This is a genomic window from Synechococcus sp. UW105 (genome assembly GCF_900473935.1).
In the GTDB taxonomy this organism is placed as follows: Bacteria; Cyanobacteriota; Cyanobacteriia; order PCC-6307; family Cyanobiaceae; genus Synechococcus_C.
The window spans coordinates 38,629-57,013 of record NZ_UCNN01000030.1; the positions used below are offsets into that span (position 1 = coordinate 38,629).

Consider the following 18,385-nt stretch of genomic DNA (forward strand, 5'->3'; position numbering starts at 1 on the left):
GGAACGCAGTCTCGTCGAAGCAACCATCAAAAAAGGGGGCCGAAGCCCCCATGCTCTTGATCAAGCCGATGATCAGGCGGCAACAGCAGCCTTGGGATCAAGGGCACCCTTGGCGTACAGACCGGCGAAGTAGTTGATGTCGCGCTGTTTGATCTTGCTGGCGTTGCCTGCAGCCCAGAACTGTTGGTAACGGTCGAGGCAGACCTGCTTCATGTACTTGCGAGCCGGCTTGTTGAAGTGGCGGGGATCGAAGTTGGCGGGATCAGCTGCGGCTGCTTCACGCACGGCTGCAGTGAAGGCCAAGCGGTTGTCGGTGTCGATGTTCACCTTGCGAACGCCGTTGCGAATGCCTTCCTGGATCTCCTCAACAGGGACGCCGTAGGTCTCGGGGATCTGACCGCCGTATTTGTTGATCATTTCCAGCCATTCCTGAGGAACGGAGGAGGAGCCATGCATCACCAGATGGGTGTTGGGGATGGCTTTGTGAATTTCAGCGATACGGCTGATCGCAAGCACTTCGCCTGTGGGCTTGCGGGTGAATTTGTAGGCACCATGGCTTGTACCAATGGCAATGGCCAGGGCATCCACCTTGGTCTTGGCGACGAAGTCAGCGGCCTCGGCGGGATCGGTAAGGAGCTGATCCTTGGAGAGCTCACCTTCGAAACCGTGACCATCTTCGGCTTCACCTTTGCCGGTCTCGAGAGATCCGAGGCATCCCAGTTCGCCTTCGACGCTCACGCCAATGGCATGGGCCACGTCGACCACTTCCTTGGTGACTTGGACGTTGTAGTCGTAGGAGGCAGGCGTCTTGGCGTCAGCTTCCAGAGAGCCGTCCATCATCACGGAGGTGAAGCCGTTGGCGGCAGCACCAAAACAGGTGGCGGGGCTGTTGCCATGGTCCTGGTGCATCACCACGGGGATGTCGGGATAGGTCTCGACAGCCGCGATGATCAGATGACGCAGAAAGTTCTCGCCGGCGTAGGTGCGGGCTCCGCGTGATGCCTGAAGGATCACCGGGGAATCGGTTTCTTGAGCCGCCTCCATGATCGACTGAACCTGCTCAAGGTTGTTCACGTTGAAAGCAGGGATGCCGTAACCGTTCTCGGCTGCGTGATCGAGCAGAAGCCGAAGGGGAACTAGCGCCATGGAGTACCTCGCAGGTGACCTGAAATCGGACAGAAGTCCGGACCGGCTGGGAGTGTACCCGCGAGGCGTCAGGAATGTCACGTAAGCCTGACGTTTTGACGACGCCAGGCTGTGACGGTTTCGACTGAATCAGTGGTCAGTCAGGCGATCCATCAATAGGTGTAGCCAGCCACGAACAGCTGTTCATCCGAGGATGGTTGAGATCCAGAAACGTAGCGCCCCATTGAAGCCTCAGAGTTGGCCTGGGCCCGCGCCATCAGGGCCTTCTGTCCGGCTGCGGTGTCAGACCCGCCCCATGCTTTCAGGCAGGAATGCTGAAGAGCCCGACCGTAGGAGAAGCCAAGATTCCAGCTGGCTTTCCGCTCAATCGTATTCATGAGATTGAGGTAGATCGAGGCGGCTTCTTCGCTCAGTCCACCGGAGAGGAAGACGATGCCTGGAACACTGGCCGGCACGCTGCGCTCCAACGTACGAACTGTCATCGAAGCCACGGTCTTGGGATCCGGCTTGGCGGAACAATCCGCTCCCTGCACGGTCATGGATGGCTTCAACAGTGTTCCTTCCAGCAACACACCATTGCGCTGGCAAGCGAGATACACCTCCTTAATCACGCGTTCCTGAACGTGGGCGGTCTGTTCGATGGGGTGGGAGCCATCCATGAGGATTTCGGGCTCGATGATCGGCACCAGCCCAGATTCCTGCACTGATCGGGCGTAACGAGCAAGCCCCCAAGCGTTTTCTCGAATCGACAGTTCTGATGGACAGCCGTCTGCTGTGATCTGGAGCACCGCCCGCCATTTGGCGAATCGAGCACCTTGGGCGTAGTAATCGGCTGCACGTTCGACCAGGCCATCGAGTCCGGTGCAGAGGGTTTCGATCGGATGCGCTCCGGGTAGAGGACGCAGACCCATGTCGACTTTGATGCCAGCAATCATTCCGAGCTTTTTCAGCTTGTCGACCATCGACTCGCCGTCTGCGTGATTCTGGAAAAGCGTTTCCTCATAAAGGATCGCGCCGCTGATGTAATCACCTAGGCCGGCTGAGGTGAACAGCATTCCCCGATAGGCCTTGCGATTGGCCTCGGTGTTTTCAACGTTGATCGAACCCAGTCGCTTGCCGATCGTTTTGGTGGACTCATCAACGGCCAGGATTCCCTTGCCTGGAGTCGCCAGCGCTTTGGCGGTAGCGATCAGTTCACTCGAATGCTGTGACAGTGACATGGGACCTCGCAGGGGCTCAAATCTTGTTTGAGCACGTTGGTCTCAGGGCAATGGTTGATACTTTGGCTGATGGCGATCGCTACAAAAACCAGACTGCTTAAATCTCGCTTTCAGGTCACTTTTGAGCGATAGGACCGACTGATTGATCACAGGCTTGTTGGCTCAGTAGCCCTTCCAGAAGTCCTGGAACCATCGGCCTGCCGCTGCGGATGCTGCGGGCCCACCAGTCCTGGATCCTTGCCACAGGTGCCACCCTTCCATCGCTCCAAGTGGTGGCGAAAGCGAGGTCATCATCTGGAGACAGCGGGCGCAGAGACTCGCCACTTTTGGCATGCCAAAGGCCGAAACCATGGACATAATCCTTCTGGTTGTCACTGCCGAGCCTGAGGGTTCCTTCGGATCCGTACACCTCAATCCAGCAGCCGCGGCCGTTTCGAGCCACTGATGAGAGGCTCATCTGGGCAGGAACGGCCTTGTCGCTGTCTCCCTGCCACTTGAGCGTGGTCTGAATCAAAGACACATCTTCAGCATCAACGATGGCCATTCCGCCCTTGGGATTGGGGCGTTCTTTGATTGAGACGCCATTGAGCGCCTGCACCGGTCCGACCGGACCGATCAACCAAGCGAGCATGTCGAAGGCATGACTTCCCAGCGCCCCAATCACCCCTCCTCCACAAGCGCTCTGTGAATACCAGTTCCATGCCCGTGACGCATCAGCTCTGCTACTCATCAGCCAGTCCAGTTTCACCAGCCAGGGGCTGCCAATGGCACCGGATTGCAGCAACCGGGCCGCTTGCATGAACAGCGGGACGGCCCGGTACTCGAAATCAACGGCGACGCTCAGCCCCTTGGCCATTGCTAGGCGCTGCAGCTCTTCAGCCTGCTCAGCATGAAGGGCGACTGGTTTTTCTAGAAGCAAATGCTTGCCTGCTTCTAGAGCGCTTTTGGCTAGCTCAAATCGCGGTGCCGGGGGGGTGGCAATGATCACTGCATCCACGGCAGGATCAGCAAGAAGGGCTTCCCAATCGGTTGTGCCTTGTAAGCCGTGCCGAGAGCAGGCTTGATCCAGCCTCTCCTGGCGCGGGTGCCATAGGGCCACAGCGCGGAGATCGGGATTGACCTCCATGGCAGGCAGATGCACAGCTTCTCCAAACCCCAGTCCGGCAATGGCAACGCCGATGGGTGACTGCGTGGAGGTTGGGGATTGCATGAATTAGGCCAGATCAGCTCGGCAGACGGCATCAATCACGCGTTCGATCAACCCGTCGCCGCCAGCAGGTTCCCATTGCGCACGCCACCGCGGCAAGCCGTTGACCTGTTTGTCGCGGAAGATGTTCTGATCGCAGTCGATCTGCATCACATAGAGCTTCCCAAGTGTTGGGGTGTCTGTGTCGGTTTGGGGTGTGTAGCGGCTCAGCACGCTGAGGAATCCTTCGCGATCGCGGCGAACACTGCCGCGATCCCACCATTGGCGTCCATCATTTGTGGGTTCCACTTCCTGCCAATCCACAGGAGCTGCGATTGCCGACTGCACGCCTTGATGCAGAGCGATTGGGATCAGAACCAGTGCTGCCAGAAGCAGTGAGCAGAGCCGTCCACGCCAATCTGATGGCCTGATCAACCCACCACCTCGACAGGACGACTTCCATGCAGCCGCAGCAGGCTGGCCAGGGTGGTTTTCAGCTGTGTGCGGGGCACGATCGTGTCCACAAATCCGTGTTCTTGGAGGTATTCAGCTGTTTGAAAATTGTCTGGCAGTTTTTCGCGCAGGGTTTGCTCAATCACTCTGCGGCCTGCGAAACCGATCAGAGCTTTGGGCTCAGCCAGGATTAGATCTCCCAGCATCGCGAAGCTTGCAGTCACGCCGCCAGTGGTGGGATGAGTGAGCAGTGGCATGTAAAGCAGGCCTTGTTCGCGGTGCCGCTCCAGGGCCCCTGAGATTTTGGCCATCTGCATCAGGCTGAGCATGCCTTCCTGCATGCGGGCGCCACCTGAGGCACACACAATCAGCAAGGGCACTCGCTCGTCGGTCGCTCTTTCGACCAGTCGTGTGATCCGTTCTCCAACCACGGACCCCATGGACCCGCCCATAAAGCGGAAATCCATCACCGCCAAGGCCATCGGCAGGTTGTCCACTCTGCACATCCCTGTGATCACTGCATCGCGCAGACCTGTTTTGGCTTGGGTTTCACGAAGTCGATCGGCATAGGCACGACGATCCTTGAAGCCGAGAGGATCGGTTGGTTCAAGCTCCCCGTTAATGGCAATGAAGCTTCCCGCATCCGCGATCAGAGCGATCCGCTCTGTGCTGTCGATGCGGTTGTGATAGCCGCAATGACTACAGACGCTGGCATTCGCGATCAGGTCTTTGCGATACACCACTTGTGAGCATTCCGGGCATTTGCTCCAGAGCCCATCGCCTTCGTCCTGTTCCTGGGTCACCTTGCCCACGTACTGATCTTTGCGGCGATCAGCAAACCAGTCGAACAGGCTCATTGGTTCTGGCTCCTAAGTCTTGGGCTGGATTCCAAGTGATCGCAGTGGGGATGGGTGGTTGGTCCGACCTGACATGGTTCCACTGATGGGACCTGGCGGTGATCAGCACGAATGGTGTGCACCGCAAGCTTAAGAGAGACCCCTCTGCGCCAATGATTCATGCGCCAGAATGTTCTTCTTTTGCTTGTACCACTGGTCTGATCCTAGGTGATTTCTTGATGCCTAGGCCCACTCAGTCAATGTGGAAATCAGGTTGGTCTTCAGCGGAACTGTTGGCAGTGCTGAATGCTAGACACACACATTTTTCCAGTCTATGACGTCTGTTTTTCGAATGTGTTTGGCTGATGGTGATTGGCAGTCGCGAAAATGATGGTTCAACTGTTTTGGGGTCGCTGTTTCTGCCCTGACAGGTTGCCTCTGTAGGGGTTGGGCTGGGTCTGCTCATAGGCCTTGAAATCGAGTCGTGAGCTTCAGTTGTGAACCGGTTTCAATCGATGATCGCTTTACAGCTGATCTTTCTCCCCAGTGCTTGTTGCTACGCCCTAGATTGGAAAGAAGGAGAACTGCGTGTTGAGCCTTGAGGAAGTGCTTCCTGTTTCATCTTTTGATGGGGGCGGTTCTCTTGCTGTTCGGTCTAGGCGGATTTTGATCTATCAAAGTCATGATCGTTCATCGTTTCATTCAGAATTAAGCGGCTATGTATGACCCCCGACAATCTCTGTTGGAGCATAATTCTGGCGATTGGCAGGGATATTTTGTGCGATTCAATGGCTCATTTGTGGAGCAGGAGCGCTTTCAAACGTCTCTCAGACTTCGTGAATCACAGGGCCAGATCCAGGTGTGCTTGACGCATGTCTCAAGTGGTCAAGAACACTCCATGAGCTTCAGCACTCTTCCTGACCAGATGCAGGTGAGTGAAACGGGTGACTGGTCACTTGGGCCAACCTTCCTGACCCATTCTCACTGCGCCATTGAGCTCTGCGTTGTCAACCAACAGCAGCGTCGACGCCTCATTGTTCAGCAAGGAATGAACGGACTTGATCGCGTTGTGTATGTGATTGAGGTGAAGGGAGACGCTGGACGGGTCGAACCACCAACACCAACACAGCCCTTGGTCATGAACTCAACGCAATGTGGTGGGTATGAATTGTGGCAACCGGAGCCAGGCATCGAGTTGCTCTTTCCTCCCAGGGAGCGAGAGGATGTTGAGCAGCCGGTTTGGGGCCTTCGTTGGAGGGATCACCGAGGTGAAACGCATCAGATTGTGCGTCGGTATGGCCGTCAAAGATTATTGGAACCTCTCTCGCCTCAATGGATCTAAGTCGTCAACATCAGAGGATTGAGACTGTCAGTGTGCTGATTGCAATGTTGCTCATTGGTTAGGCCTCAGTGGCCAAGCAGCATTAGCCATTGATGCCACCACCATGGACCACCTTTGATCCATACCAACCAGATCCCCGTTGCAATGAAGGGTCCGAAGGGAAAGGGTTCGCGCGCACTAAGGCGCCCGCTTAAGCGGGCGATGGACCCGATCACTGCTCCACCAAGAATGGCCAGCATCATGCTGATCAGAATGCCGCTGAGTCCAAGCCAAGCTCCTCCCATCGCCGCGAGTTTGGCGTCCCCAAGGCCAAGAGCAGGCTGGCCCAGAATCCTTTCTCCTATCGCACTAAGGCCCTCGAGGGCTAATAGGGCAGCACTTGCCGCCAGCAGGTGATCAAGCAGCAGACTGCCTCCGCCTTGCTCGGTCAGCCATGCCGCCAACGCGGTCGCGATTAGGCCGCAGATCACTCCTGCGCGACACAAGGGTTCAGGCAACCAGAGATGATCGAGATCGATCAGGGTGAGGATGATCAGGAGAGTCACCAGCACCACACCTGCTAAGACCGTGATCAGCCAAGGGATGGGGACAGCGAACCCGACTGCGCTGATGGTGCTCATCCACAGGCCTGCTGTGAGCAGTTCAATCAGTGGATAGCGGATGGGAATGCTCCATCCGCAGTCACGGCATCGACCCGCCAGAAACAGCCAACCCAAGACAGGAATGTTGTCGTGCCATCGCACTGCATGGCCGCAGCTCGGGCAATGACTGCCTGGCCAAATCACTGATTCCCTTCGTGGCAGACGCCAAGCCACCACATTGAGAAAACTACCGATGCAGGCCCCAGTGAGCAGGAGCATGAAGGCGTTGGTGTTCATCCTCGCGTCAGCCCTCGCCGAGAGCTTTTGCCTCGGAGAACCTGCGTCGAGACAAAGTCTTCTTCCGGTAGCAAGGTTGGCATGTCAAACACCACGCGCCCCTCACCACTGTGTGCGCAGAGAACCACACCCATGGGTTCGGCGGAGCGTCCCGCATCACTGAGATGACGGAAATAGATCGCGCGTGCTTTGGCGATCAGTTGCTGACTGTTCACGCGATCCCATCGCGGCGAGGGGGTTGCGTTGAACGTCGCCCCGGCGATTACAAACGATGGGGAAGAAAAAGAAATGGGTCCACCTGATTGCTCAGATGAACCCACGATAGGTGTTTTTAGGAGGTTTGAATCAGGCGAGCTTCTGCTTTTCCTCGATCATCCGGTGAATGATCGGAGTGAGGATCAATTCCATCGCAAAGCCCATCTTGCCGCCGTTCACCACGATGCTGGTGGGGCTCGACATGAAGGAGTCGTGAATCATGCTCAGCAGATAGCTGAAGTCAATTCCCCACTTCTCCCTTGCTCCCTTTCTGAAGTGAATGATCACGAAGCTCTCGTCAGGCGTCGGGATGTTCCTGCAGATAAAGGGATTTGAGGTGTCCACTGTCGGCACCCGCTGGAAGTTGATGTCGGTACGGCTGAACTGAGGACAGATGTGATTGATGTAATCAGGCATCCGGCGAAGGATCGTGTCAACGATCGCCTCAGCGGAGTAACCACGCTCCGCATTGTCGCGATGGATTTTCTGAATCCACTCGAGGTTGGTGATTGGCACCACACCCACCAGTAGATCGGCAAGGCTGGAGACGTCATAGCCCTCGCCCTTCACGCCACCGTGGAGGCCTTCATAGAACAGCACATCGGTGCCGCCAGGTATGGCTTCCCAGGGTGTGAATTGGCCAGGTTCCAGATTCACACCAAGACGAGCATTGTGCTCGGTGGCTTCTTCTGGGCTGTGCAGGTAGTAACGCTTTTGTCCACCACCGGTTTCGCCGTAGACACGGAACAGCTCTTCGAGCTTGTCAAAGAGGTTCGCTTCAGGTCCGAAGTGTGAGAAGTTCTCGCCTTTGGCCAGGGCATCAGCCATGGCCTTCTTCATTGGCATCCGCTCAAAGCGGTGGTAGCTGTCGCCTTCAACGACCGCAGGAGTGATGTTCTCGCGGGCGAAAATGTGCTCGAAAGCCCTTTTTACGGTGCTGGTTCCGGCACCGGACGAACCTGTAACGGCGACAACGGGGTGGCGCTTCGACATCGATGCAGGAGGACTGGGCCTCGAGAGTTTGGCAGGTCATCGGGCCTTTGCGCTCGAAGCGTGGCCGGCATCTGCAATGGTCGTTACCGATCCAGAGCCTTCAGAAGCTCGGAGCCCATGGCTTGACAGCCCACGGCCGTGCAACCATCCGCCATCAGATCACCGGTACGGAAGCCGCTGGCGAGCACCCGGTCGACAGCCTGTTCCAGATCAGCGGCGGCCTCTGCTTCCTTCAGGCCGATCCGCAGCATCATCGCCGCCGAGAGCACCATCGCCATCGGGTTGGCCTTGTCTTGCCCAGCGATGTCCGGTGCGGATCCATGCACAGGTTCGAATAGTCCTGGCCCCTCAGCGCCAAGCGAAGCGGAAGGCAGCATGCCAATCGAGCCCGTGAGCATGGCCGCTTCATCACTGAGGATGTCGCCAAAAAGGTTGCCGGTAAGAAGCACATCAAATTGGCGCGGCGCGCGCACCAGCTGCATGGCGGCATTGTCCACATACATGTGAGACACCGCCACGCTGGAGTACTCAGGGGCCATGGCGTCAACGCGATCGCGCCAGAGTTGGCTCACATCGAGCACGTTGGCCTTATCGACTGAGCAGAGTTCTCCCCGACGTTCTTTGGCTAGATCAAAGGCCACCTTGGCAATCCGATCCACTTCGGAGCTGGAGTAGGTCATGGTGTTGAAGCCGCGTTCCTCGCCATCGGCCTCGACGCGCCCTTTGGGCTGGCCGAAATAGATCCCTCCGGTGAGTTCACGCACCACCATCAGATCCACTCCTTCGATCACCTCAGGCCTGAGGCTGCTCGCATCGATGAGGGCGGGAACGATCTTGACCGGTCGAAGGTTGGCGAACAGTTTCATGCCAGCGCGAAGGCCTAGAAGGCCTGTCTCGGGTCGCTTATTGCGTGGCAAGTTGTCGAAACGCGGACTCCCGATCGCGGCTAACAGCACCGCATTTGAAGAGCGGCAGGCTGCAAGTGTTGATTCAGGCAGTGGGTCGCCGGTGGCATCGATGGCCGCGCCGCCGATGGGCTGATATTCAAAGCTGAGTTTGAATCCGTGCCGCTGGCTGACCTCCTCCAGCAGGTTTTGCGCCACCGAGGTGATTTCAGGTCCGATCCCATCACCGGGCAGCAGAACGACGCGATGCTGACGCATGGAATCTCAGGAGCAGCAGGGGCAGGCTGTGAGGTTACTGAGGGGGCTGGGTTCCGCCCTTCAGCACAGTGATTTCCTTTTTCAATTCTCGAAGCTGCTTGGTGAGTTCGGGAAGTTTGGAGAAGGCCGCTGAGCATCGCAGCCAGAGGCGGTTGGAGATGGCTGGATATCCACTCACCACTTCACCTGCGGCGACTTCGCCATGAATCCCGCTCTTGGAGCTTGCAATCGCGCGGTCTCCGATCTCTGCACGGTTCGCGACCCCCACTTGTCCCGCCAGGATCACGCCGTTGCCCAGATGTGCGCCGCCGGCAATGCCGACCTGGGAGGCCAGGGCACATCCCTTGCCGGTTTGAACGCCATGGCCAATCTGGACCAGATTGTCGATCTTGGTGCCTGCTCCGATGCGGGTTTCGCCGACGGAAGGTCGATCAATGGTGCTACCGCAGCCAACCTCAACCTCTTCCTCAAGCACAACAAGGCCTGTTTGCGGCATCTTGCGCCAGCCAACGGCGGTGGGCACAAATCCAAACCCCTCAGAACCAACCACCGCGGTGGAGTGCACCACACAGCGTGGATGCAGTCGCGTGCCCGGGTGCAGAACAGCATTGGCATGAACCACACAGTGCTCGGCAATGACCACGTCCGGATAAATCACAACCCCTGGGTGCAAAACAGTGTGGGCTCCGATCCGGCTGCCGTCCGCGATGCAGACATGCGGACCGATTGTGACCCCAGCACCAAGTTCGACTCGGTCGCCAATCACAGCGCTGGGATGGATACCGGCGATGCTGGGCGGTGAGGGGTGGAGGCTTTCAAGGGTTTCGGCAAAGGCGAGGCGTGGGTCTCTCAGCACGGCCCAGGCGATGCCGCGTTGATCGGCCAGTTGCTTCAGATCCTCTTGGTCTGGAAGCAACACCGCGCCGACGCCACTGGTTTCCAGATCTGTCGCCAGTGCACTGCCTTTCTCGAGAAAACTGATCTGATCTGCACACGCTTTCTCAAGGGATGCTGCGCCTCTCAACTCGGGGTCTGAGGCAAGTTGATGGGCCTGCAGGCCTGCATCTCCCTGTTGCAGGTTGGCGATCAACTGGCTGAAACGCATGGGTCAGGTCTCCTGCGGCTGGATCGTAGGCGGAGGGATCATCACGAGTGCATCGCGATGCACCACGACAGGTGATCCCTCCTCGCCGGCCCGGACGCGGGGGGATTCTTCGCGGAGTGCACGATCGAGGGCTTCACTGCTCATGGAACTCAGACCTCTTGCCACTTCCACTCCCTTGGGATCGAGCATCCGGATCGGTTGATTGGCACCGAATTGGCCTTCCACGCCCTTCACTCCTACGAGCAGCAGTGAAGCGCCGCGATATTGCAGAGCCTGGCAAGCGCCGGCATCCAGTTGCAGGCTTCCCAGCGGCTGGAGTGCATGGGCCAACCAGCTCTTGCGGTTGCCGAGCGGTTCGGGGTGGGGGTGAAACACGGTGCCTCCACGACCGCCGGCCAACAGTTTTTCGAGAACCATGGGCTGGCGACCATCGGCGAGGTGCACGCTGATGCCGCTGGCTGTGGCGATCCTGGCCGCCGCCAGCTTGGTGGTCATGCCGCCAGTGCCCCAGCGACCACCATCACCTGCCCCTTCTTCGAGGGCAGCCAGTTCGGCGGGATCGCGCACGTCTGTGATCGGTTTGGCTGTGGCATCGATGCGGGGGTCCGCTGAATAAAGACGATCAACGTCTGTGAGCAGGATCAGTTCATCCGCCCCGACCGCAGCGGCGACAAGGGCCGAGAGGGTGTCGTTATCGCCGAAACGCAGTTCTGCCGCGGAGACGGTGTCGTTTTCGTTGACGATCGGCAGAACGTTCCAATCGAGGAGTTGATGCAAGGTGGCTGAAGCACTGTGGTAGCTGCGTCTGTCAGCCAGATCGGATCGGGTTAACAACACCTGGGCGACCGCATGGCCATGGCTGGCCATGGCCTGTTCATAGAGCCCCATGAGATGCCCCTGGCCGATGGCTGCCGCCGCTTGGAGGGCTACGACTCGATCAGGTCTCTGGTCGAGGCCAAGGCGACGACAGCCAAGTCCGACGGCACCGCTGCTGACCAGCAGAACGCGATCACCTCTGGCCAGACTGGTGGCTAGTGCACCTGTGAGGTGCTGGATCATAGCGGCGGTGGTCTGACCGTTCTGACCGCGGAGCAGGCTCGTGCCCACTTTCACCACCCGCAGCGTCATCGACGTCCGACCCCCAGCAGGCGGACCAACCCCCGTTCGATTCGCTGCACCCGGTCATGGGGGCAGGGCGTTCCATCCGCTTTGAGGGGCTTCACCAGCACGGTGTACAAGCCCAAGCGATTCCCGGCAAGCACGTCTGTGAATAGCCGATCTCCGACAATCGCTAGTTCGTTTGGTTGCACTTGTAGATCCCTGAGCACCCTGCGCAGAGCAGCACGTCGAGGTTTGGCAGCACCGGAAGTGAAGCTCACCCCCAACTGCTCAGCGACTGCCCCAATCCGCTGACGGGAAGGGTTATTGCTGAAGAGATGAAGGTGCAGATGCTTCTGGGCTGCTGCGGCCCAGGCTTTGACCGCATCCGGAAGACGGACGTCATGCCCAGGCAAAAGCGTCCGATCGACATCGAGCAACAACGAGGTAATCCCCCGATTGAGAAGGTGCTCAAGCGGTAGTTGGACCACTGTTAGGCCAGGATCCCAGTCGGGCTGAAGCCAAAGGCGGCGCATCACTCCGGCAGCTCACGTTCTTCCAGTTCAGCCTCGATCCGAGGCTGTATGCGATCGAAGTCAGCACCTTCTACCAACACAGCTCCGGCCTCATCCATCCGTGCAACGACAAAGAAGGGATCCAGGGGGATATAGAGGCCATACTCCTGCTCCTCAACAAGGAAACTCACCAACAATTCGTAGGTTTCGGCATCATCCTCTTCGCCATCGTCGTCCTCCAGGTCTTCGGGTTCGGGTTCGTCTAGTTCGCCACTGACGGTGAGGGTGACGGCGGAACGCACCAAAGTGAGGTCATGTTCCTGCAGCACCACATCCGCCACTGAAAGAATGGGTTCGCTATCGCTGATGGCATCGATCAGTTCGGGGTCGCTTCCGTCTTTGAGGCGGAAGAGGCAAACGGGTGTGTCGACAGGGGTAAGCAGGGCGTAGTCGCTTCCGTCAAGGGGGATCAGCTGTTCCAGGAAACAGAGAAGATCTCTGCCTGAGCTGTCTTTCACCAGGACGGTGGGCACTTCTCCGCTATTGCCGGGGCCGCTGGCGGTCATGGAACTGGAGGTCGGTTTCTTCAGGATCCAGCATCGTCGGTCCCCATGCCATGCCGGGGGGCCGAAGCCTTGACCGGTTCTGGCTCGGGGCCTTCACGTAACCACTGCTCCAGCAGGAGGCTTGCCGCCTCACTATCCAGTCGACCACTCCGATCTCCATGCAGATTGCGCTGCTCAGCGGCGGCCCAGCTGCTGCTGTGTTCATTCACCCAAGCAATTGGCAGGGCGAGCGCCTCAGCCAGGCGTCTGCCATAGCGTTCGCAATGCTTTGCCTGCTCGGTTGGATGGCCCCGCTGGTCCAGCGGTAGCCCCACGACTAATGCATCGACTCGGCGCTCTGCGCACAGGGGCCTGATGGTCTTGAGGTCTTGGTCGAAAGGACCACGACGGATGGCCTGCAGCGGACGCACGCTGATCCCGAGTGGATCGCATCCCGCCAAGCCGATGCGTCGACGGCCAACATCGAGGCAGAGAACGGACCGCGGAACTGGAGCAGGCAATGCCATCGCGTTGCTGGCCTCACTCAACCCTGGCGGACGAAGGCGTGGGCAGTGGGGGCCTTTGCGGCTGTAGACGACCCAGCATTGACTCGAGCGGTCGCGTGGCCTGCAACCTGCGAGGAGAGGCCTGTCGGCGCCAGAGACTCCGACCGAGAAGAAGTCCATTATCGAGCTGTTGCCAGCCGAGAGCGTTGATTCGTTCCTTCGCGGTGGTGTCTTCGCTGTTGCAGATGAGCGTGGCCTGTGGATGATCCTTGGCGACGGTCGCGAGCATGAACGCCAGACCCTGATCAAGACGTTCATCCCAGGCGGGTTCGCGAAGCAGTTCGAGCACCAAAGCTTCGTCGCAGCGTTGCTGGCGCACGAGAGCTGCGATGGCCACTGCGCGACTGGATCCGCTGGTCTCTTCTGAGGCTGAAAGCAGAATGCCGGTGCCCGGACCCCGCTGATCCAGCAGATCCTCGGGGCGGCGATCCACGATCTGGCGTTGATGGCTGGTCGTGGAGGCTTGATCCAGTGGCCAGACCAGCGATGCGCTCCTCCGATCGATCGCGACCCAGCGGCTGACATCGGGCCAGGCTGTTGGATCGTGATCTGATGGGGTTGCTGGTGAACGCCAGCGGCAGAAACTTCGGATCGGCTGGAAGCCGAGCTCCCTCAGCACCGCCAGCAGAATGGAGTCAGTCTCATTGCAGCGAAGGATCCAGCTGCGGGAACGCGTGTGAGCTCCCAGAAGAGCCAGCTTGATCAGTTCCCTGATGATTTGCCCCTGGCTGTGCTCGGTGGGAGACGTGAGCTGCTGTAGTTCAAGCCTCCAGCAGCTGCCTTCGCGGTTGTGGGGCCTGATCACCAAAAGCGAGCGGATTTGCTCGTGCTCACTGGCAACCAGGGCAAGCGGTTGCCTGCTGATCAGAACCCCAGGTAGGAGGCTTTCGGCTCTGCTGATCCAGCCACGAAACAAACAGGTCTGAAGTCTTGGCAGAAGAGCGGCCTGATCTGTGGCCTGGAGCCAGGACAGATGGGTCGCTTTCAGTGGCTCAACTTTCAGTGAGCTGCTGGACGACTCCACCACCTCGCATCCTCAGGGCGTGTTCACAATGTATCCCGCGTTTCCGGGTGAGTGCGTCATCCTCCGGCTCGTACCAGCACCAGCGGGGTGCGTTCGTTGGCATTGCCTGCAGGATTCGGACGTAGGGCGCGATGAAGCAGGGCTTCGTCGCAGCCATGGCTCGATGCCAGCACTTTCACTCGGCCAAGATCATTGACGTCGACAATGGCGACGGCCACGCCGAGGGCATCGGCCGCCTCCTGGCACAACTGTTGCGGACGAGATGGACCGAGAACGATCGTCTGGTCATAAGGCGGTGTTGTGCCGGTGACGTCATCGATCAGTCGGGCCTGGGAGCCGGCTAGGCGATAGAAGCCACCCGGACTACCAATCAACTTGAGGCCAAAACCGAGAACCCAAGCGACGAGTACGCGGGTCGGTCCGACCTGGTCGATCAAGGTCTGCAGGCCACAAGCAGTGGCCAGGCTGCTGGTCGGGTGGAATGTTCTGCAGAGAAGTCGTGATAACCAGCTCGGTTGAAGATTGGCTGGGTGCGCATAGCGACCCTGAATCACCGCAACGGGTGTTTCCCCGATCGTGAGCACATCACCGGGTTGAATCAGCCCGCCTGCGTAGGTGCGCATCACGGCAACGGTGTCATCGAGCGGTCCCAGCAGATGGGTCCGTATCGGCAGTACGGCACAGTCATCGCCGCGATTGAACAGTGCCTTTTCGGGCTTGAGCGGGGTGGGTCGTTTCATCGGCACCACAACGCCCTGTCGGCGTTGCAAACGCCCGAAGGGGCCATAGTTCACCCAATGCACCTCGGCCCAAAGGGTGTCGACATCCTCTGCGGCGTTCACCCCGCCCCCAGACAGGATGCTGATCTCAACCTTTACACGGGTGCTTTTGTGCCCTTTCACGATGTATGCAGCCCAGTAGCCGTCGTTGCGTGATGCCTCGTCTGGGTGATGGGGGGTGATTTTGGTTTGAATGCTCAGCGAACCCAGGTCGCATTGCCCCAAGAGCGTTGACTTCACGTCAATCTCAGGAACAAAGACCTCCATGCGTGCATGGGGGTTATTGATGTCGAGCCATCCCTCCACGAGCAAGTCATTGCCCTGTGGTGAGACCGACCAGTCACGGGGAACGAGTTGAAGTGGAGAGGCTGGTCTCAGTCGATGGCGTGACTCCAGCCAGATCACGCTCAGACCCAGGAGAAGAAGGATCAGGAGCAGGACTGACATGCGTAAATCGACCGAGGGCCGGAAGGATCAGCCGCGCAGCGTAAGCGCTTTCCGATCAGGCTTCAGCGGGTCTGCACTTCCGTGTTGACCTCGTTGAAACTCAGACTGGTGCTGACCCCTTGCGGAGCAGCGATCCCTGTTGCTTTGCTGATCGCTGCATTGATCGATCCCAGAGGCACTTGCCCCTCCTCATCAAGGAGAATGTTGCCGTTGCCGTCGACAATGACCACTTGGGGGATGCGCCCGTGCCAATAGCTGGCAGGGTCGGCAGCGCCCATCGCTTCACGTCCCTGAAGTGGATCTGTGGTGAGTGGCATGAGATCCACCGCATTTCCCCAGAGGCGTTGTAACTCAGAAACGACGGGGGCGAAGGCTTTGCTCGTGCTGCTGTCGTCGAGATAGAAGATGAGCACGCTGGTTCTACCAGCTGCTTGGGACTCACTCAAACTTGTCGCTGGTGGCACCAAGGATCCGTTGCCGGCGTAAAGGGCGTAGATGTTGCCGTCGTAGCTGTCGCTGTTCAGGCTTGCCATCGCGGGTGCCCCCAACGCTGTGATGGCGATTACAAGGCCCAAGAGCGAAGACAGCAAACGTGCCATGGAGCGTTGCAGGAAACGAGCATTCTGCAGCCAGCTGCTCGACCCTGGCTACTGCAAAACGATGTGTTGATTAATGCCGCTCGACAGGGCGTCGACCGAGATTGCGACCCATGCCTTGGGCGATGCCGCGGCCGACAAGACCAATGGCACGGCCAATCACCTGAGTCAGAACCACCACCATCAGGTCACCGATGCGTTGGACCAATGCTTGAACCTGGGGTGCAATCGCATCTCGGGCTTCGAGCAGAAGAGCTACCTGCTGTTGCCACCAGCCCAGTGTGCGTAATTCATCATCACGGGGTTCGGTTAGAAGCAGAGGCTCAATGCGTCCTGCGCGCAGTTGGTAGAGCAGACGTTGGCTTTCATAAAGCCGAACCGGCCGTAGCACCCAGCCCTGCCAGCGTGACTGGTTGTTGAGTTGGTTGCGCAAACGTTCCAGTTCGCGAGTTGAGATCAAACGCTGGTCCAGAAGATAACGACGCAGTTCCGGCCACTCGCCGCAGATCCCAAGCAATTCGGCACTAATCAGTTCGGCATTGCGGACCAGCCAGTTGCTGACAAGGGTCTCCAGTTGCAAAAGAGCCCTGGGATGGTCGGCGGGGAGGAGCTGACCGTCCACAAGAACGGGTTGGTCACGTAGCAGTGGATCGAGCATCCGGCGTGGATCAGGCAGTTCTTCATCCCGTTGGCTCAGATCTGAATCGTCAATCAACTGCTGCGCGACGCTCTGCAACGCTTCACCACGAGGAAGGCGCACATAGTTTCCGGTCATCGCTTGGATCGCCTGGCGCCTCAACTCGGGTTGGAGACTTAGCCATTGCTCTTCAACGTCCGTGGGCTGGATCGAGCTGGTCTGGGTTCTCAGACGTTCGATGACCTGGTCGAGTTGGTTGAGAAGGGCAAGCAGCAGATCACGTCGGCGTTCTGGATGGAGACCCTCAATCGCTAGCAATCTGCCGGTGCCATTCCCCAAACCAGTGACTAATGCGGTCTGGACCCGCTCTTGGATCGACGCCCAGACCGCCATCGCATTGCGTTCTCTCACGGTGATGGCCATTCCCGATCCAAGCGGCGCAGGCTGCTCGGAGTGGGTGTCGCTACCCGTGGTTAAACCGTGATGTGCCAAGGGTTGCGCGTCTGCAAGCCCAACTTGCAAGGGGCCCCAGAGCCAAAGCAACAGGTTGCGGGCGCTTCTCAGCTCCCGCTGACGGCCTTCCAGCAAAAAACGGAGGAGCAGGTTCTCCGGTGGGGGGATCAACAGAGCATCGATCAGTTGAAGATCGTTGCTGATCTGTTGCAGCCCACTGCTGAGCAGCCATTGGCCGAGCCCCATCGGAGCTTGTTGTTCTGGTTGTGCTGCTGCTGAGTCGAAGAGGCGAATGATTCGGCCGCCATTTAAAAGAGTGGAGATCCCCTCACGCAGAGTGGGTAGGTCTGGAGCCTGAAGCAGTCCAGGACAGTCCAGATTGAGCAGATCGCTTGTGGATAGTCGCAGAGACTTCGGCAGCAACAACAGCAACGGTGAGGGTTGCCAGTACTCCTGTAGCTTGATCAGTTCCGCTTGAAGCAGGCTGAGCGACTGCACATCTTCGACGGACCAAACCACCAGACAGGGGTGCGATTTGAGCTGATCTGCCCGTAGACAGACAGCGCATTCAGGATCGTCGGCTGTGAGTTGGAGAGCTAGCGACTCACCCAGAAGTCCAGGAGCCAGCAGCAGGATCTCGGCTTTCGCAGCGTTCACCGGGTCACCAGCAGGTCCAACTGCTTCAAACGTAACGAGCAAATGGAGGGATCTCCAGTGCCGAGTGCAGATCAGTTTCCGCTTCGCCGACCGTTGAGCTGAAGGGTGTAGGACTCAATGCGATAGCCGGTAACGGTCTCGATCCGTTCCAGCAGATCTGCGGGGAGTTTCACATCGATGTCTTCGATACGCCCACTGTCGAGGCAGGTGAGGTGACTGTGGGGATCGCTCCGGTAGCCGTAAAGCCGTCCATTGGCCCGGTCGAGGCACTCGATCACACCCGCGGATTGAAGCGCTTCGAGGTTCTGATAAACGGAGGTGTGGCCAATACTCCGGCCCCGGGCATTCAACTTCTCAAAAATGTCACGTGCACTCATATGGCTTGCTTCACTCCACAGCAGATCGAGCACCATGCGGCGCTGTCGACTGAGGCGCATACCAAGCGTTCGACAGCGTTCGAAGGCGTCATGCACCCCTTGACCGATCAGTGA

The 18,385-nt window shown here is 58.5% G+C and carries 20 protein-coding genes; 1 reads left to right on the forward strand and 19 read right to left on the reverse strand.

Translation table 11 applies throughout. From position 1 onward, the window contains the following. Positions 1–72: 72 nt before the first annotated feature. The 5 genes from fba to accD all read right to left on the reverse strand — a co-directional run bounded on the left by fba (position 73) and on the right by accD (position 4,862). On the reverse strand, positions 73–1,146 hold the full coding sequence (fba, locus tag DXY16_RS12500; RefSeq protein WP_115014752.1) for a class II fructose-bisphosphate aldolase: 1,074 nt from the start codon (positions 1,144–1,146) through the stop codon (positions 73–75). Between the two features lie 152 nt (positions 1,147–1,298). Beyond that, on the reverse strand, positions 1,299–2,366 hold the full coding sequence (locus DXY16_RS12505) for a class I fructose-bisphosphate aldolase (RefSeq protein WP_115121500.1): 1,068 nt from the start codon (positions 2,364–2,366) through the stop codon (positions 1,299–1,301). A gap of 115 nt (positions 2,367–2,481) precedes the next feature. After that, entirely contained in the window at positions 2,482–3,576 is a 1,095-nt protein-coding gene (locus tag DXY16_RS12510) for a Gfo/Idh/MocA family protein (protein ID WP_115121501.1), read from the reverse strand. A 3-nt stretch (positions 3,577–3,579) separates the two neighbouring features. Then, positions 3,580–3,984: a hypothetical protein gene (locus DXY16_RS12515; RefSeq protein WP_244281709.1), complete on the reverse strand. Its 405-nt coding sequence runs from the start codon at positions 3,982–3,984 to the stop codon at positions 3,580–3,582. Next, a complete protein-coding gene (gene accD, locus DXY16_RS12520) occupies positions 3,984–4,862 on the reverse strand; it encodes an acetyl-CoA carboxylase, carboxyltransferase subunit beta (protein ID WP_115014761.1) in 879 nt (292 codons plus the stop codon). Before accD ends, DXY16_RS12515 begins: the two co-directional genes overlap by 1 nt. Before the next feature lie 697 nt (positions 4,863–5,559). Here accD and DXY16_RS12525 point away from each other — a divergent pair. Continuing rightward, the gene (locus DXY16_RS12525) at positions 5,560–6,183 is read left to right on the forward strand and encodes a DUF3598 family protein (RefSeq protein WP_115121502.1); all 624 of its coding nucleotides are present in this window, start codon (positions 5,560–5,562) and stop codon (positions 6,181–6,183) included. A 65-nt stretch (positions 6,184–6,248) separates the two neighbouring features. Here the strand turns inward: DXY16_RS12525 and DXY16_RS12530 are convergent, their stop codons facing one another. The 14 genes from DXY16_RS12530 to DXY16_RS12595 form a co-directional block, all read right to left on the reverse strand. Then, a complete protein-coding gene (locus DXY16_RS12530; RefSeq protein WP_115121503.1) occupies positions 6,249–7,061 on the reverse strand; it encodes an A24 family peptidase in 813 nt (270 codons plus the stop codon). Then, positions 7,058–7,276: a hypothetical protein gene (locus tag DXY16_RS12535; protein ID WP_371410916.1), complete on the reverse strand. Its 219-nt coding sequence runs from the start codon at positions 7,274–7,276 to the stop codon at positions 7,058–7,060. The genes DXY16_RS12530 and DXY16_RS12535 overlap by 4 nt, the downstream gene beginning before the upstream one ends. Before the next feature lie 130 nt (positions 7,277–7,406). Next, positions 7,407–8,309, reverse strand: coding sequence for a phosphoribulokinase (locus tag DXY16_RS12540; protein WP_115121504.1), 903 nt, complete (start codon positions 8,307–8,309; stop codon positions 7,407–7,409). 83 nt (positions 8,310–8,392) lie between these two features. Then, positions 8,393–9,472, reverse strand: a complete 1,080-nt coding sequence (gene leuB, locus DXY16_RS12545; protein WP_115121505.1) for a 3-isopropylmalate dehydrogenase — start codon at positions 9,470–9,472, stop codon at positions 8,393–8,395. A gap of 34 nt (positions 9,473–9,506) precedes the next feature. After that, the gene (gene lpxD, locus DXY16_RS12550) at positions 9,507–10,577 is read right to left on the reverse strand and encodes a UDP-3-O-(3-hydroxymyristoyl)glucosamine N-acyltransferase (protein ID WP_115121506.1); all 1,071 of its coding nucleotides are present in this window, start codon (positions 10,575–10,577) and stop codon (positions 9,507–9,509) included. Positions 10,578–10,580: 3 nt separating this feature from the next. Then, positions 10,581–11,705, reverse strand: a complete 1,125-nt coding sequence (gene proB / locus DXY16_RS12555; RefSeq protein ID WP_115121507.1) for a glutamate 5-kinase — start codon at positions 11,703–11,705, stop codon at positions 10,581–10,583. Then, entirely contained in the window at positions 11,702–12,211 is a 510-nt protein-coding gene (locus DXY16_RS12560) for a YqeG family HAD IIIA-type phosphatase (RefSeq protein WP_115121508.1), read from the reverse strand. The genes proB and DXY16_RS12560 overlap by 4 nt, the downstream gene beginning before the upstream one ends. Beyond that, positions 12,211–12,756, reverse strand: coding sequence for a DUF3727 domain-containing protein (locus DXY16_RS12565; RefSeq protein ID WP_115121509.1), 546 nt, complete (start codon positions 12,754–12,756; stop codon positions 12,211–12,213). Before DXY16_RS12565 ends, DXY16_RS12560 begins: the two co-directional genes overlap by 1 nt. 20 nt (positions 12,757–12,776) lie before the next feature. Then, positions 12,777–13,262, reverse strand: coding sequence for a Holliday junction resolvase RuvX (gene ruvX / locus DXY16_RS12570; RefSeq protein ID WP_115121762.1), 486 nt, complete (start codon positions 13,260–13,262; stop codon positions 12,777–12,779). Between the two features lie 13 nt (positions 13,263–13,275). Then, positions 13,276–14,328: a hypothetical protein gene (locus DXY16_RS12575; protein WP_115121510.1), complete on the reverse strand. Its 1,053-nt coding sequence runs from the start codon at positions 14,326–14,328 to the stop codon at positions 13,276–13,278. Positions 14,329–14,381: 53 nt separating this feature from the next. Continuing rightward, positions 14,382–15,551, reverse strand: a complete 1,170-nt coding sequence (locus tag DXY16_RS12580; RefSeq protein ID WP_115121511.1) for a F420-0:Gamma-glutamyl ligase — start codon at positions 15,549–15,551, stop codon at positions 14,382–14,384. A 62-nt stretch (positions 15,552–15,613) separates the two neighbouring features. Beyond that, positions 15,614–16,150, reverse strand: coding sequence for a thylakoid membrane photosystem I accumulation factor (locus tag DXY16_RS12585; RefSeq protein ID WP_115121512.1), 537 nt, complete (start codon positions 16,148–16,150; stop codon positions 15,614–15,616). Between the two features lie 70 nt (positions 16,151–16,220). Beyond that, positions 16,221–17,894: a DUF3685 domain-containing protein gene (locus DXY16_RS12590; RefSeq protein ID WP_115121763.1), complete on the reverse strand. Its 1,674-nt coding sequence runs from the start codon at positions 17,892–17,894 to the stop codon at positions 16,221–16,223. Between the two features lie 71 nt (positions 17,895–17,965). Continuing rightward, a complete protein-coding gene (locus tag DXY16_RS12595; protein ID WP_244281710.1) occupies positions 17,966–18,331 on the reverse strand; it encodes a Fur family transcriptional regulator in 366 nt (121 codons plus the stop codon). Positions 18,332–18,385: the final 54 nt, after the last annotated feature.